The following is a 16,008-nucleotide window of genomic DNA, read 5'->3' as shown; positions in this document are numbered from 1 at the left end:
GCGACGGGCGCGCATTATAGGCGAAAAGCACCGGCTTAGCTTGCACTACCAGTCACGTCAGTCAAACCGGTTGTGTATTCACCCTTGGCAAATAATTTCAGCTCAATAACTACAGCTCAATAGCTCTCAATAGCTCTCAATAACTCTCAATAACTCTCAATAACTCTCAATAGCTCTCAATAACTACAGCTGAACGCAGACAGCTGTTAAAGTCAGATATTGCTGCTAAGCTGCTAGAGCCTTATGGCACGCTTTATCTTTTTATTCACGATATGGAACCGTCACGATGCGTTTATTTTCCCCAGTGTTGCTCATCACCTTTTTGGCTGCTTGCCTGTCGGCGTGCAATCCCGTCGCCTACCAGGAAATGCAAACCTCATCCACCAAGCTCGAAGGCCTGAAAACCTTTCAGTGGGAACCGGTAGTCGCATCTGACAGCAAAAATCAGGACGCCTTCGATCAGGCATTTCGCGAAGCCATTACCGCCCACCTGCACAACAAGGGTTATGTCTCGGCCAGTGATAACGCCGACTTCACCGTCGATTACCGCATCAGCATGATCCCAGTGGAAGACCCGGCCGCCAATGACTCACCCGGATTGGGCTGGCACCTGGATGAAACCGGTGAGCCGGTCTACGACGGTTGGGAACACCCCACCGGCATGGTCAGTCTGATACAGCGCGGACTGGTGATTCTGACCCTGACCCGCAACAGCGACGAATCCATCGCCTGGCAAGCCGGCGCCTCTCGCAAGATTGAAACCGAAGAGTCAGCGACGACATTTAAAGTTCACGCCAACAAGCTGGCAGCCAAACTGGGCAAGGAAATCCCCAAAGCCAACTAAGCCAACTAAGCCAACTAAGCCATGATCATTTGCGCAACTCGGCGGCCTTGTCCACGAGTTGCGGCATCCAGCGCAAAAAACGCGCCTCCAGTTCCGGATACTGATTCAGCACAGCCTCACCTGCCGGCAACAGATTGGTGTCAAAGCGAATGCGCTGGTCGATACGCTCCAGCACCGGCAGAAACATATCTTCACGACCATAACCCTGGAACAAATCATTGATCGCAGCGCGATGAATGAATCGGGCGGCCGATTCCGGCAGCCGCGACTGATGACGGGCACACAACTGATAAAAAGCCTGACTGAATTCAGCCAGAGGAACCTCTGAAAAGCGGGACCAGTGACGCACCAGCAAATGATCAAAGAACACATCCAGTGCGATGCCACCAACCCGTCGGTAATCCCGTCCCAACACCTCCAGACAGGCCTGATACTCTGGCCAGCTGTCCACATAGGCATCCAGCTGCCGATGCAACTGAATACCTGACACCACACCCGGTGCCCAGTGACTGCCTTGATTATCGGGCAGTACTTCCGGCAGTGGCCCCTTGACGAAGTCCCCCAGAAATCCGCCCAACTGCCATTGCGGGTCAGGTCCCGAAAGAAAGATGTGAGCCAGGTAATTCATGGATCGCTCTCAGAACAGATAGCTCATGGACAGCGGCTGACAACAGCTGCTACTGGCAACAGGTGTATTGCGCGTAGTAAGCCTGCAGGTATTCCTCAAAATCCACCTGAGGCGCGGCATCCAGTTCGGCCTGAGCCTGCAGTGACGCCTCCGCCTCATGCTGCATCTGTCTGAACTCTTCATCAGACAGTGGACGCTTGGCATAAGCCTGGCTGTGCTTGAGTGACTGCTTCATGGCAAAACGGAAGAAAGTCTCACCACTGGCCTTCATATCCGCCAGAATTTTCGCGGAAGGGATGAGCTCCGGTTTTTCCAGCTTGATACGCTGAGCTTCAACCGCAGCCGTATAAGCTTGAGTGTCGTAACTGGTATCCAGCAAGTCCGCCACACGAGCCATATCATCCAGCAACGCATTGCCCCATTGCACTGGAGATACATCGCCTGCCGCTGTCTGCAGACGCATGTCGGGGTCGCGCCCCCGGGTGACCATAAGGCGCTGGTTTTCTTGCGCGCGGCGGTATTTCACGTTGTCGGTTTCCGGACTTTCGCTCAACAGACAATAGAGCAAGAAGGCATCGAGAAATTCGATTTGCTCGCGGTTGAGCCCCAGAGGCTCATAAGGGTTGAGATCGATGCAGCGGACTTCAATGTATTCCACTCCGCGATCATTCAGTGCTCCCAAAGCAGTCTCTCCGGAACGGGCGGAACGCTTGGGTCGGATGGTGCTGTAAAACTCGTTTTCAATCTGCAGCAAACTGGTATTGAGCTGTTTGTAGTTCCCCTGCTCATCCTTCAGGCCTTTGGCCACATACTCTGGATGTGGCTGGGTAATGGCACCGCAGAGGGTTTGCAGGTAGGTGTCCAGATTGTTGTAACACACCACCAGCGAATCCTGTGCACTGCTTTGATAGCCCAGATTGCCCATGCGCAGCGAAGTCCCATAAGGCTCGTGCAGGCTGTGGTCATCATCGCCAAACGGTTGCAGATTGTGCTCACGATCCTTGACGAAACTGCGGCACACCGCCGGAGAAGCGCCAAACAGATACAACAACAGCCAGAAGTTGCGACGGAAATTACGGATCAGATCGAAATAGCGGCGATTTTTATAGGTTTGCAGAGTCTCTGCCGCGCCTTCGCGCTGATGCCAGAATGACCAGAATTCATCGCTCAGGGAAAAATTGTAATGTATGCCGGCAATGGTTTGCATCGAGCGACCATAGCGTTCACCCAATCCCAGACGGTAGATGGTTTTCATCTTGCCGGGGTTCGAGCTGCCGTACTGACCGACAGGAATCGTTTCATCGCCGGTGAGCATGCACGGCATGCTCGCCACCCAAAGATGCTCGTTATCGAGCTGTTGATACGTGAAGCGCTGAACCCGGTCCAGATCGTCCAGCACTTGCTGGCTGCTCTCGGTCGGGGGGGTAATGAATTCCAGCAGGGCCTCACTGTAATCGGTGGTAATGGAGGGGTGAGTCATGGCGGATCCCAGGCCACGCGGGTGCGGTGTTTGTGCCAGGGTGCCCTCGGGAGTGATGCGCAGACTTTCTTTTTCGAGACCTTTAAAGACGCGCGTCAGCTTGCTATTGGCGGGCTCAGCCAGCACCGCCAGTCGTTGGTTCAATAAAGACAAACCGTTTCCCTCGTGGGCCGCACAGAAGCCGTGCGGCGGGGTGGGTCTTATCCAAACTTAAAACAGTGAGGCAGCCTCTGTTTTATCGGCCTCGTCGTCTGCTTCAAATTCCACCGGAGTGGCATCTGGAGTCGTGTCTGCCGGCTGGTTTTCAGCGGCTTCAATAGTGGCGGAAGAATCACCCTCTTCAGGGGACAACTGACCTGCCTCTGCCTCCAGTGCGGTACTAGGATCTCCTAATGGGGGCAAATCCTCATCCTTCAAGAGGGGAAGCCCGCGATCACTCAGAGAGCACTCAAGAATCTTGATACGCAAAGTATAGTCGCGTGCGTTCACCTCGATCATTTGATTGAGTGCTTCGTCGCGATGAGGGGTACGAAACAAGGTATTGGCCTCGCGGCCATCCACCCATTCACCCTGCTTGTTCAACAGGTGCTTGTGCTGGTTTTGCAGCAGGAAAATAGTGCTCATGAAGACTCGAAACCCGACCTCTGTTGCGGAATCTATACTGCGGGAGGATTCGCCGATGCAAGTCTGAGTCGCTCGACAAACAGACCCGACAGTCTGTAAATGGCGAGTGTAACCGGAAAAAAACCTCGGTTCCAGAGAGGCGGGCGCCGGGAGAGACTAGCTCCCGGTTCCGGTGAGCTCTTCAATCAGCTCTGCAATCATCTTGATACCGGGCTCAATCTTCTCTTCCGGGATCACGGTAAATCCCAGCCGGAAGTAATTTTTTGGCGGCGCGCCCTGACTACCGGCGCTCTCATTAAACGCGATATCGCCCAACTCCACCAATATGCCCCTTTCGGCAGCAACGCGACGGAGTTCATGGCAATCCAGCCCCTCAGGACCGCGCACCCAACAGGTGGTGCCGCCAAACACCGGCCGCTGCTGATTGGATGGAATATAGCGCTCTATGGCCCGGGTAATCTTTGCCCAGTTGCGCTTGTACTTGCGCCACAGGCGCTTGAGCAGGGCATCATAGTGCCCGCGGGAAAGGAACAGCGCCGTCATCCGCTGATTGTTCATGGGAGGGTGACGCATCATCAAACGTCGCAACACCCGCGCCTCCTCAATCAGAGGCGCGGGTGCCACCATAAACCCCAGGCGCAACCCCGGGGCCAGCACTTTTGACAAGCTGCTCATATAAATCACGCGACCACTGGTATCGAGGCTTTTCAGGGCCGGCAGCGGATCGTCGATGTAATTGGTTTCGATCTCATAATCGTCTTCGATGATCACCAGGTCATCTTTTTCAGCCAGCGCCAGCAACTCTTTTCGTCGCTCGATGGGCATGGTTACAGAGGTTGGCCAGTGGTGACTGGGGGTCGTGTAGACGTAATCGCACTCGCGCAGTGAATCTCCCAGTACCAATCCGTAATTATCTACGGGCTGAGGTACGGTTTCGCCAAAATGCAGAGAAAAGATATTACGGGCGTCGGGATAACCGGGATTTTCCATGGCCATTTTCTTGCCGGGTTTTGCCAGCAAGGCAGACAACAGATACAGCGAATGCTGAGTGCCCACCGTCACCAGGATTTCTTCCGGTTTGGCCCAGATACCGCGACGGGGCAGAACCCGCGAGCGAATCTGTTCAATCAGCATGGGATCATCGGCGTCCATACAATCGCCGGTCCAGTCCCTTACCGCGAGTACACTGAGTGCCTGCTTGGAGCACTCACGCCATTCTGCCAGCGGAAAAGCTTTCGGGTCTATCTGACCGGACAGAAACGGATACTCATAGCGCTGCCAATCGGACGGCTTGTCGATGTTGCGCTGCTGACTGGGTTGGCTGGCAAAACGCTCCACCCAGTCAGGGGCTTTTGCCTCGACCAGTGATGACAAGGTGTCCCCTTCACCGCTGGCCATTTCAGTGCGCGTATTCAGCTTCACCCGACCATCGAGAATCGACGGATTGACAAAATACCCACGCCGCTCACGGGCAATGATATAACCGTCTTCAACCAGATCTTCATAGGCAAACATCACCGTTTGCCGGGATACTGACAGTGCCTGCGACAGCTTGCGGCTGGATGGAATAGGCTGATCCAGAGGAATATGGCCATCGAGAATCGCCACAGCCAACGCCTTGCGAATTTGCTGCTTCAGGTTATCACTGCTGGATTTATCAAGGTGTATCAGTTGTTCAAGCACTGGGTTCTACCTGTTTTCAGGACAACGACTGCCATTTGTACACTGCTGCCCTGCCGTACAACGGAAAATGGCACAGTCGGCATTACTGCCAATCTGTGCCATTTTCCCGGCATTCTCTACACTCAACCCTGAGAGAGCATGAGTATACTCGACTTCAGCCGATCAGATCACGAGCGTCTTAATATAGCTCATTTCACGAATCGCGTATTTGATCCCTTCACGACCAACACCACTCTCTTTCACGCCGCCAAACGGGAAGTGTTCAGTTCGGAATCCGGGGCCGTCGTTGGTGGCCAGGGTGCCCACATCCAGCTCTTCAAACAGGTAGCGAATCACACCCAGATTCTGGGTAAAAATTCCCGCCTGAAGACCATAAGCGGTATTGTTGATCAACGGCACGATGTCTTCTACCGAGTCAAAACGGCAAAGAGGCATCACCGGGCCAAAGGTCTCTTCGACCATCAGGTCGCAATCAACCGCGACATTTTCCAGGATGGTCGGGTAAACCAGAGCACCTTCGTACTGATTCCCCAACGCAACAGTAGCGCCGCGCGCAATTGCGTCTTCAATGCGCTGGCGAATTTCATCGGCAGCCGGCTGATGAATGACCGGCCCGACAAAAGTGTCGTCTTCCAAAGGATCGCCCACTTTCAACGCAGCACTTTTCTCGACCAGCAAATCGCGGAATGCGTCGTACACATCCGCGTGCACGAACAAACGCTTGGCCGCGGTGCAACGCTGACCTGCCGTGGCAAAACGCTGATTGATGGACGCCGCCACTGCAGCTTCCAAATCGGCATCAGGCATCACAATCAACGGATCGTTTCCGCCCAGCTCCAGCAGTAACTTTTTATAGCCGGCAGCCGCCGCAATGGCGTTGGCAGCGGCAGTCCCGCCGGTGAAGTTGATCGCACTCACATCTTCGTGGGCAACCAGCGCCGCCATATCGGACAGCTCCGGCACTGAGATCTGCAGGACATCTTCAGGAATGCCAGCCTCATAACACAACTCAACCAGCAACCGGGAGGAAGCGGTATTCTGAGGACCCGGCTTAAACAGAATGCTATTGCCTGCGGCAAAGGCAGGACCGATCTTGTGCAGCGCAATATTGATCGGGAAATTAAACGGCGTAATACACAGTATCGTACCCAATGGACGCCAGCACACCACACCGATTTTTCCACGGGCTGGCGCATAGGCATCGGAGTCCAGTGTTTCACCGCTGATTTGACGCGCTTCTTCTGCACTGGCGATTGCAGCATTGATGGCACGGGTCATTTCGACTCGGCTGTCCGATATGGTCTTTCCCGTCTCTCGGGTAATCAACTCAGCCATTTGTTCGGCGCGCTCTTCCATCAGCTCAGCAAGACGGCGAAGAATTTCCGCGCGACGGAATGCAGGAATATCCCGCAAGGTACGCCTGCCCTGCTTGAGCAGTTGCAGCTTATTCAGTACGACTTGCCAGCTATCGTAGTCGTACTCGCCCAACAGCTCATGATTAAACGGGTTAATTACCTGATAATTAGTCAAAATCTCATTCCTCTATAAAACCAGTGATTCGTTTCGCAGAATTCTTCAGCACGGTATTCACGGCAAAAACAGCACACCATCAACTTTTCTCAAGATCAGCCGGCGGCCGCCAACTGAAAAAAAACGTATTACCGCGATCAACACGGCGAGGACGGCAATGGCTGCGCATGACAGTTCGGGCATTTCCATAACCAGTCAGTGTTCACAACCATGCGGGAGGTTGCACTGTAATCAAGTGCCAGGCATGTCCACAGATCCAGGACTGTTTTTTTTATCAGACCAGCCTAAAAAATGAGCAGAAAAAACGTCACTGTCAAAAAGCACCACCCCTTATTGCACCACAAGTGTGCACACCCAGAAAAAAGCACTTATATTGGTGCAATTCAAGAAAAATTCCACGCTGGTCCACTAAAAACGGTTCAACTGGACTTATCCGCAGTTTACCTTAGAGGTTAGGGTTAACGAGTGAGGGTTTGCATGCCTTTGATCTTACCCAAAAACATGCAAAGCCAACCTTTTTAAATAGGGGAGCAAATAAAACCTATGTCGACGTATCACTCGCAAACCGGATGGCTTTTGGGCTTATCCACACTCTCTGCGCCGTCCTTTGCCGAAGGACTGGACGAGACCATTAATCAGTGGATTTCCCCGCTCAGCTCTGGACTTTCTGATTTTATTTTCTATAAAGCCAACCTGTTTGGTCACGACATTCCTCTTATTGTCCTATGGCTGGCCATTGCCGCTACTTTTTTCACGCTCTATCTGGGCTTTATGAACGTACGGGCTTTTGGTCACGCGATCAAACTCGTCCGTGGTGACTATCACAACGCCTCCCATTCCGGTGAGATTTCTCACTTTCAGGCTGTCGCAACCGCCGTTTCCGGTACCGTCGGCATCGGTAACATTGGCGGTGTCGCAGTAGCGATATCCATTGGCGGACCCGGCGCGGCTTTCTGGCTGATCGTCGCAGGTTTTCTGGCCATGTCCACCAAGCTGGCAGAATGTACCCTGGGGGTTAAATACCGCCGACAAAACCCGGATGGCTCTGTTTCCGGCGGCCCCATGTACTACCTGGAAGCCTTTTTGGCCAAGCGCAACATGCCCGGAGCCGGCAAACTGCTAGGTGGCTTTTATGCACTGGCTCTGGTAGTTGGCTGTTTCGGCATCGGCAACATGTTTCAATCCAATCAGGCCTATGTGCAGTTCGTGAACATCACAGGCGACGATTCCAGCTTCTTTGCGGACAAAGGCTGGTTATTCGGTCTGGTGTTAGCACTGATCATTGGGGCAGTGATTTTGGGTGGCATTAGATCGATTGCCCGCGTAGCCGGTAAAGTGGTTCCTTTTATGGCCGTGCTTTATGTCGTTTCGGCCATTGTGATCATTGCCATGAGCGCTGAGTACATCCCAGCCGCTTTCGGCATGATGTTCACCGGCGCTTTTACCAGTGATGGCATGACCGGCGGCATGATTGGCGCCATGATTGTCGGGTTTCAGCGCGCACTGTTCTCCAACGAAGCCGGCATTGGTTCCGCCTCAATTGCTCACTCCGCCGTGCAAACCGATCAACCCGCATCAGAGGGTATTGTTTCACTGCTGGAACCGTTTATTGACACCATTGTGATCTGCACCCTGACGTCTCTGGTGATTATCACCACCGCCTACCCTCATGGGCTGATGGATACCGGCCTTGAAGGCATTGCCCTGACATCCGCAGCGTTTGAACATCACATCAGCTGGGCGCCCTACCCTCTGGCCATCGCCGGGTTGTTGTTTGCCTTCTCCACCGCCATCTCCTGGTCTTATTACGGCTTAAAGGGCTGGACCTATCTGTTTGGCGAGGCCACATTCAGCCAGAACATTTTCAAAACGGTGTTTTGTCTGTTCATCATGCTGGGCTGTATGACCAACCTCACCTCGGTACTGAACTTCTCCGATGCCATCGTTTTCCTGATTGCCGTGCCCAACATCATTGGATTGTATCTCTACGCTCCGGAGGTGAAGCGCGAAGTCAACGAGTATCTGGCCAAAGTGAAGAGCGGTGAGATCGCCAGCCGCCGCCAAGTGAATGGAGCGAGTGCGACCGGTGTCAGCAAAGAGGCCGAAGCAGCGTAGATTGAAAGAGGATGACACTCACCGGTCAGCGATGGCCGGTTGAGGAGAATAAACAGGGACTGCATAATCCGTCACAAAACATGCAGACACAAAAAAGGAGGCTTTAAGCCTCCTTTTTTAGTTCATCTCAGAAGGTCTGAGACTTACAGAGGAACGATGTCCTCGGCCTGTGGGCCTTTTTGACCTTGAGTTACAGTGAACTCAACTTTTTGGCCTTCAGCCAGAGTTTTGAAACCTGAACCCTGAATAGCGCTGAAGTGAGCGAAAACGTCTGGACCAGACTCTTGCTCGATGAAACCAAAACCTTTAGATTCGTTGAACCATTTAACCGTACCGGTAGTCTTTGACATTAGTAATATCCTAATCTTTCTTCAATAGTAATGATTTGCCTTTAACAGAGCCCCGTAACCAGAACCCCAAAGGCGGCTGTGCTGAAGTGTGTTGCTATTTACTTATGAAAACAGGACGAGGTACTCAATACGGACTTCGAAATGGTGTGCATAAATATTCAGTCGCACTTTCAAGCGACCCTTAGCTTATAAACAAGACTGCGACCGAGTCAACTGTTATTTACAATAACTGACACTCAAACAGTGATTACCTCAAAATAGTCGTCAGAATCGCCTTTGGTGGCCTTTTACGCCCTTTTCCCGTGCACCTGAAATAACCAAACGCCTAATGAAAATCACCATTTCAGGACAGTCTCAAACGATCAGTTACTAATTTCACGCCAATACTCTATCCTCTGCCAATATCCGGGGCAGACCAATTCCCTCACATCAAGAACGAACACTCATACTCGTGGAGACTCCTCAATGAAAGCTGTCGGCTTATATCAGTATTTACCCATTGATGATGAAAACGCTCTGATCGATGTCGACATTGATCAACCGCATGCACCAGCTGGTCATGACCTGCTGGTGGCCGTTAAAGCCATCTCGGTCAATCCGGTGGACACCAAGGTGCGCTCCCCTAAAGACCAGACAGAAAGCTCTCCACGGGTGCTGGGGTGGGACGCGGCGGGTGAAGTAGTAGCCTTGGGATCCGATGTGGAACACTACAAGGTGGGAGACCGGGTCTACTACGCCGGCGACATCACCCGTGCAGGCAGCAACAGCGAACTGCAGCTGGTGGATGAACGCATTACCGGAAAAATGCCCAACACGCTGGATTTTGCCCAGGCAGCCGCCCTGCCTCTCACCAGCATTACCGCCTGGGAGGCCCTGTTCGAGCGCATGGGCATTTGCCCGGAAGGTCAGGACGCCAATAAAAGCATTCTGATCATTGGCGCGGCCGGTGGCGTCGGTTCGATTGCGATTCAATTGGCCAAACAATTAGCCCAATTGAATGTGATCGCGACCGCGTCCAGAGACGACACCATCAACTGGGTGAAGCAAATGGGGGCCGACCAGGTGATCAACCACCGCAAGCCGCTGGATGAGGAGCTGAAAACTCTCAATATTGAGACCGTCGATTACATCCTTTGCCTCAACGCTACCGACCAGCACTGGCAAGCCATGGCGAATGCCATCGCCCCTCAGGGTCATATCTGCTCTATTGTTGAAACAGAACACCCGGTCGACCTGGGCCTGCTGAAAAGCAAGAGCGCCAGTTTCTCCTGGGAATTCATGTTCACCAGAGCCATGTTTCAGACGGACGACATGATTGAGCAACAAAAGCTGCTCAACAGGATCGCTGCGGGCATTGATCAAGGTGAGTTACAGGGCACCATGAAAGAGTGCATCAAGCCCATCAACGCACAAAACCTGCGCCGGGTTCACGGACTTCTGGAAAGCGGCAAAGCCATTGGCAAGGTTGTCTTAACCCACTGGGAATGACGCGCGGATTAAAACCGACACGCCGGGCTTGCCACCGTCGGCAAGCCCGGCACTCATCTTATTCATTTAACCAGTTTAACGCAGCGCTGAGACTGTCAAAGGTCTTTACTTCACCAGAGACAAACCAGCCAGCTATTTTGGCACCCACTTCCAACCAGCGTTTATTGGTACACAGCGCAATTTTGTTGAACGCGTTACCGTGCTTGAGTCCCAGCTTGAAATCATCCCAGGCGGCTCTCGCCTCCCACCCCTCCAGACCGGAAGCATCAAACAGGACATTCACTGTCGGATCTTTAACCCCTTCGAGAGCAGAATCGATCATGGGCGTCATGATTTCATAATCTTCGTGCGTCAGTTTGCCCACGGCGGTGATCATCAGAAAAAACGTCTTGCCGACACGCTCGATACCCACAGACAAACCGTGCTTTTCAATTTGCATACCATCTTCCCTCCTATGACATGGTGAATAACAGGACAAGCCGTAACATTTCGGTTATTGCCCAAATACGGGATTGAATAGGGTCAGTATAGACGGCGTATGTCAGCCCCTCAGCGGGACTGATTGCAGAAAGGAAAAGGGCGACTACCGGGCGATCGCCGAGAGGATATTGCGAGTGCTGATGACGCCGCAGATAATGCCATTTTGCGTCACAAAGATACGACGGATACCATGTTGCAACATCACGTAAGCCACTTCCTGGAGACTGGCCTTACCATCGATCTTAATCACATGATTGGTCATCACCTGATTGACCGTACAGTTTTCATCAGCTTTTGACATCATGGTCTGCAGAACAGTGTCATCATAGATCTGGCCCACGTACTCTGCGTAGACCTCTTGCAGCAGTTCGCCTTTTTCCTCGGAGCTTTTATTCTCGAACGACAGGATATCGGTCACGGTCACCACCCCCACCAGACTGTGGTCACTGGCGATCACCGGGGCACCGCTGATTTTATTCTTCACAAAGAAGTCAGACAGGCGTTTGATCGACCAACCTTCATAGGCCATCAATACCTGAGGAGTCATCACATCTTGAGCACAAAGATCGGTTTTCATGAGCCATTCTCCGGAGGATGCTGTTTGAGTCTCTGTCTTAAGACTATCACCGGCTCTGTGAATTTCAAAATTCACCGGATGTCATCACTTTCGAAGACCTGGCAGTAACTACTCACTCAAACGGGAACAATAATCCTCATCGGTGAACATGGGGGAGAACCAGACATAATCCGCCTGATTCTGTTGAATTGCGGGGTATTCTCCGGCCTCGGTACGCTGCTCATCCACTTCAATCATCAACAGTGTCACAGCCCGGGTCTTTGCGGGCAGATGTCGGGGCACCCCGACGTCCTTGCGAGCGTGGATGCCACCAGTAATCAGGATGCTTCTGAGCGGTTTAACCGTGTCACCCTGACCAGCCAGCGCAGCGGCCATGCTTGCGTCCTTGGCCAACTGGATATCCACCATGGGTTGCAGTTTTTCTTTTGCCATCTTGCCGCAATGAGACTCAAACACGAGATTCATAATAGGCTTTTGCAAGTCGTCACCTACTCGCGCCACAGAGGCAAATCGGCGTTGATCACTGAGTGCCGAAGAGCCTTCCCGGTAGATCGCCATCATTTGTGACCGATCGATATTTGCTGACTTGATTTGCCCACCCTGCTGCAACACTTGCGACAGCAAAGGACCATAGTCGTCCCAGCTCCAGCCGTGCTCCGGCCACCGCAATGCGGTCTTTAGCTCTGCCAGGGAGAGGTCATCAGGCAGAGCTTCCAGCGCGGGGGTGTAACCATCGTCCAGCATTTCAAACGCCACCGCAGTCTGGGCTGTAACGAGAGATTCAAGCAATCGGGATTCAAAGCGATGGTGATCGGGATTGTCATGTTTTTCACCGATCAGAATCATGGGGTACTGCTCTAATCGAGCGATGAGTTCCCGGTAGGCAATGACTTGCCCGCTTTGTCGTTCAACGATCTGCCCCACCAGTGGATGTGTTTGCAACAGAGGCGACTGCCATTCAGCGGCAACACACAGCGCAGAAGGCACTGTCAGCAACAGACACCAGCAAAGTACCGCACGGCTGATGCTCATGCATCAGTCCGTCCACGGTTAACCATCCCAAGTATCACCTGCCACTCGTGGGCGGTCACCGGCTGTATCGACAGGCGTCCCTGCTTGACCAGCACCATCTCCTCTAACTGCGGATTCGATTTGATACTGGCGAGCGGTAATACGCGGGGAAACTTTTCAACATACGCGATATCGACCGAGATCCAGCGAGGATTATCCGGCGACGACTTGGGGTCGAAATATTTACTGTCCGGATCAAATTGCAGCGGATCGGGATAAGCCTCCTTCACCACTTCAGCAATGCCCGCCACTCCCACGGTTTTACAGCTGCTGTGATAGAGCAACACCTGATCGCCCACCGCCACCTGATCACGCAAAAGATTGCGAGCCTGATAATTGCGGATACCATCCCACCGCTCGCGTTTGCAAGCGGCGAGATCATCAATACCAAACTCGTCCGGCTCGGACTTGAACAACCAATAATTCATAACGCCACTGCGCCTCCAGGGTCGAGTTTTGTTATTGCGTGATTGCTGGTTTTGTTACAAGCGACCATTCTTCTTTTTATTGGCCTGCGCAAACAACGCCGCCATGGTGCCTTCAGCCGGCTTGGCCTGACCACCACCGGAGCGACCACCGCCACGCTTGCTGTCATTGCCACCAAAACTGCGTTGGCTGGAACCCTGATTTTGACGGCGCGATGGACGGCGCTCACCACCGATTGAGGTCTGCTCTCCCGGGGTGTCGTCGAGACGCATGGACATGCCAATACGCTTGCGGGCGACATCCACTTCCATCACTTTGACTTTGACAATATCACCGGCCTTGACCACATCGCGAGGGTCTTTAACAAAGGTATTGGACAGTGCAGAGATATGCACCAAACCGTCCTGGTGAACACCCACATCCACAAACGCACCAAAGGCGGTGACGTTGGTGACAGTCCCTTCGAGAATCATGCCAGGCTCAAGGTCGGAAATTTTCTCAACGCCTTCCTGGAACTGAGCGGTCTTGAATTCCGGGCGCGGATCACGTCCAGGCTTGTCCAGCTCACTGATGATATCGGTCACGGTCGGCACACCAAATTTTTCATCGGTGTAATCCTCAGCCTTCAGGGAGCGCAGGAAAGACGAATCGCCCATCAGATTGCTGATTAGACGCGCATTCTTGGCGGCAATTTTTTCCACCACTGAATAGGATTCCGGGTGAACCGCAGAAGCATCGAGTGGGTTTTCGGCTCCGGCAACACGCAGGAAGCCCGCCGCCTGCTCAAACGTTTTGGCACCAAAACGAGGAACCTGTTTCAGAGCTTCCCGACTGGTAAACACACCATTCTGATCGCGAAACTCGACAATATTGTTGGCAATGCTCTGATTCAAACCCGACACCGCTGCCAGCAGCGGAGCGGAGGCCGTATTCACTTCCACACCGACGGCGTTTACACAATCCTCAACCACGGCTTCCAGTGAACGCGCCAGCTGGGTTTGTGACACATCGTGCTGATACTGGCCCACCCCAATGGACTTGGGTTCGATTTTCACCAGTTCGGCCAGAGGGTCCTGCAAACGGCGGGCAATGGAAATGGCTCCCCGAATGGTAACGTCCAGATCGGGAAATTCCTTGGCGGCAAATTCCGAAGCGGAGTAAACCGAAGCACCGGCTTCATTGACCATGACTTTTTGCGCTTTGATGTCCTTGTGAGCTTTCAGCATATCGCCGACAAATTTGTCGGTCTCGCGAGAAGCCGTGCCGTTACCTATGGCAATCAAACCAACATCGTATTTCTTGCAGTAGTTGACCAGAATCGCTTCTGCCTCGCGCACTTTGTTCTGCGGCGGTGTTGGGTATATTGCACAGTGATCCAGCACCTTGCCGGTGGCATCCACTACGGCAACCTTACAACCGGTGCGCAAGCCGGGATCGAGACCGATGGTCGCCTTCTGACCCGCCGGAGCGGCCAACAGCAAATCTTTCAGATTGCTGGCAAAGACCTGAATCGCCTCTTCTTCTGCACGCTCGCGAATTTCACCCAGCAGGTCGGTCTCCAAATGAGTCAGCAACTTCACCCGCCAGGTCCAGCGCACTACCTCACCCAGCCACTTGTCGGCTGCGCGGCCCTGATCACGGATTTCCCAGAAATCGGCAATCATGGCTTCACAGGGGTGAGCCGCCGTGCGATCTTCCTCATCGCCCACCGTGATGGCAATGGACAGAAAGCCTTCATTGCGGCCGCGGAAAATCGCCAGCGCCCGGTGAGAGGGAATCCCTTTGAGCGGTTCATCGTGCTCGAAGTAGTCCTGGAACTTGGCCGCTTCCGCCTGTTTGCCATCCATCACTCTGGCCGAGACATTGCCCTCGGTTTTGAGGAAATCACGCAGGCGACCCAACAGGTTGGCATCTTCACTGAAGCGTTCCATCAAAATGTACTTCGCGCCATCCAGAGCGGCTTTGATGTCGGTGATCTTTTTCGCTTCGTCGCTATCGTCATTGAGTTCACCACCAACGATGTATTTTTGCGCCTCCTCTTCAGGCACCAGTGCCGGATTGGCGTGCAAATCATTAGCCAGTGGTTCGAGACCGGCTTCCCGGGCAATCTGGCCTTTGGTACGGCGCTTGGGCTTGTAGGGCAAATACAGGTCTTCGAGGCGGTTTTTGGTGTCTGCGCTGTTGATGTCGGCCGTCAGCTCAGGGGTCAGTTTGCCCTGCTCGTCAATACTCTTGAGAATAGCGGCACGGCGATCTTCCAGTTCACGCAAATAGCGCAAGCGCTCTTCCAAATTCCTCATTTGGGTATCATCGAGCCCGCCCGTGACCTCTTTCCGATAACGGGCAATAAAGGGAACCGTCGCCCCTTCATCCAGCAAACCAACGGCAGCATTAACCTGCTGCTCCTGAGCACCAATTTCTTCGGCAATACGGGCGGAAATACTTTTCATAGATACAACTCTTGGAATACGGAGTAAGTCTGGACGTGTTGAATTCAGTGGCCCCGGCGCTTTTATCGAATGTCTTACGGGGCATTAGCCAGCCATTATGCGTAAATAGAAAGCCCGAAAACAGCCTTGTTTTTGATCGGGTTTTATGGTCGCGTGATAAGATGGGTAAAGGCTCAGGACAAGTCCTGCCAGCGGTGACTAAACTGGACGTTTCCAGCGTATACAGTAGAACCCTTTGGAGCCACAACCGGCAATCAATGGC

Annotated in this window: 15 protein-coding genes; 3 read left to right on the top strand and 12 right to left on the bottom strand. The window is 53.1% G+C overall.

What is annotated here, in order from left to right; genetic code table 11:
* Nucleotides 1-286: 286 nt before the first annotated feature.
* Nucleotides 287-844, top strand: a complete 558-nt coding sequence (locus KOI40_RS03805) for a DUF4136 domain-containing protein (RefSeq protein ID WP_216096142.1) — start codon at nt 287-289, stop codon at nt 842-844.
* 25 nt (nt 845-869) lie between these two features.
* Here the strand turns inward: KOI40_RS03805 and KOI40_RS03800 are convergent, their stop codons facing one another.
* The 6 genes from KOI40_RS03800 to KOI40_RS18585 all read right to left on the bottom strand — a co-directional run bounded on the left by KOI40_RS03800 (nt 870) and on the right by KOI40_RS18585 (nt 6,972).
* The gene (locus tag KOI40_RS03800) at nt 870-1,472 is read right to left on the bottom strand and encodes an acyl carrier protein phosphodiesterase (RefSeq protein ID WP_216096141.1); all 603 of its coding nucleotides are present in this window, start codon (nt 1,470-1,472) and stop codon (nt 870-872) included.
* Between the two features lie 49 nt (nt 1,473-1,521).
* On the bottom strand, nt 1,522-3,105 hold the full coding sequence (gene gshA / locus KOI40_RS03795) for a glutamate--cysteine ligase (RefSeq protein WP_216096140.1): 1,584 nt from the start codon (nt 3,103-3,105) through the stop codon (nt 1,522-1,524).
* A 57-nt stretch (nt 3,106-3,162) separates the two neighbouring features.
* Nucleotides 3,163-3,576, bottom strand: a complete 414-nt coding sequence (locus KOI40_RS03790; protein ID WP_216096139.1) for a hypothetical protein — start codon at nt 3,574-3,576, stop codon at nt 3,163-3,165.
* Between the two features lie 156 nt (nt 3,577-3,732).
* Complete coding sequence (gene pdxR / locus KOI40_RS03785; protein WP_216096138.1) at nt 3,733-5,259, bottom strand: MocR-like pyridoxine biosynthesis transcription factor PdxR; 1,527 nt, start codon at nt 5,257-5,259, stop codon at nt 3,733-3,735.
* Nucleotides 5,260-5,421: 162 nt separating this feature from the next.
* The gene (safD, locus tag KOI40_RS03780; RefSeq protein WP_216096137.1) at nt 5,422-6,789 is read right to left on the bottom strand and encodes a sulfoacetaldehyde dehydrogenase SafD; all 1,368 of its coding nucleotides are present in this window, start codon (nt 6,787-6,789) and stop codon (nt 5,422-5,424) included.
* Nucleotides 6,790-6,846: 57 nt separating this feature from the next.
* Nucleotides 6,847-6,972: a hypothetical protein gene (locus KOI40_RS18585; RefSeq protein WP_255568219.1), complete on the bottom strand. Its 126-nt coding sequence runs from the start codon at nt 6,970-6,972 to the stop codon at nt 6,847-6,849.
* Between the two features lie 360 nt (nt 6,973-7,332).
* Between KOI40_RS18585 and KOI40_RS03775 the strand changes: the two genes are divergently transcribed.
* Entirely contained in the window at nt 7,333-8,904 is a 1,572-nt protein-coding gene (locus tag KOI40_RS03775; protein WP_216096136.1) for an alanine/glycine:cation symporter family protein, read from the top strand.
* 143 nt (nt 8,905-9,047) lie between these two features.
* On the opposite strand, the gene KOI40_RS03770 is transcribed toward KOI40_RS03775, so the two are convergent.
* Nucleotides 9,048-9,254: a cold-shock protein gene (locus KOI40_RS03770; protein ID WP_167187766.1), complete on the bottom strand. Its 207-nt coding sequence runs from the start codon at nt 9,252-9,254 to the stop codon at nt 9,048-9,050.
* 465 nt (nt 9,255-9,719) lie between these two features.
* On the opposite strand from KOI40_RS03770, the gene KOI40_RS03765 reads away from it, so the two are divergent.
* On the top strand, nt 9,720-10,742 hold the full coding sequence (locus KOI40_RS03765) for a zinc-binding alcohol dehydrogenase family protein (RefSeq protein WP_216096135.1): 1,023 nt from the start codon (nt 9,720-9,722) through the stop codon (nt 10,740-10,742).
* A 58-nt stretch (nt 10,743-10,800) separates the two neighbouring features.
* Here KOI40_RS03765 and KOI40_RS03760 read toward each other — a convergent pair whose 3' ends face one another.
* From KOI40_RS03760 to KOI40_RS03740, 5 genes are all read right to left on the bottom strand, one after another.
* Nucleotides 10,801-11,181, bottom strand: coding sequence for a SpoIIAA family protein (locus tag KOI40_RS03760; RefSeq protein ID WP_216096134.1), 381 nt, complete (start codon nt 11,179-11,181; stop codon nt 10,801-10,803).
* Nucleotides 11,182-11,325: 144 nt separating this feature from the next.
* Complete coding sequence (locus tag KOI40_RS03755; RefSeq protein ID WP_216096133.1) at nt 11,326-11,799, bottom strand: CBS domain-containing protein; 474 nt, start codon at nt 11,797-11,799, stop codon at nt 11,326-11,328.
* A 108-nt stretch (nt 11,800-11,907) separates the two neighbouring features.
* Nucleotides 11,908-12,831 carry a ChaN family lipoprotein gene (locus tag KOI40_RS03750; protein WP_216096132.1) on the bottom strand — a complete coding sequence of 308 codons (924 nt, stop codon included), beginning with the start codon at nt 12,829-12,831 and terminating at the stop codon, nt 11,908-11,910.
* Nucleotides 12,828-13,298 carry an EVE domain-containing protein gene (locus KOI40_RS03745; RefSeq protein WP_216096131.1) on the bottom strand — a complete coding sequence of 157 codons (471 nt, stop codon included), beginning with the start codon at nt 13,296-13,298 and terminating at the stop codon, nt 12,828-12,830. The genes KOI40_RS03750 and KOI40_RS03745 overlap by 4 nt, the downstream gene beginning before the upstream one ends.
* A gap of 54 nt (nt 13,299-13,352) precedes the next feature.
* Complete coding sequence (locus KOI40_RS03740; RefSeq protein ID WP_216096130.1) at nt 13,353-15,746, bottom strand: Tex family protein; 2,394 nt, start codon at nt 15,744-15,746, stop codon at nt 13,353-13,355.
* Nucleotides 15,747-16,008 lie beyond the last annotated feature (262 nt).

It is taken from the genome of Pseudomaricurvus albidus (assembly GCF_018863235.1).
GTDB lineage: Bacteria > Pseudomonadota > Gammaproteobacteria > Pseudomonadales > Cellvibrionaceae > Pseudomaricurvus > Pseudomaricurvus albidus.
The sequence above is the reverse complement of the archived record's forward strand: the minus strand, read 5'-3'. Positions and strand labels throughout refer to the sequence as shown.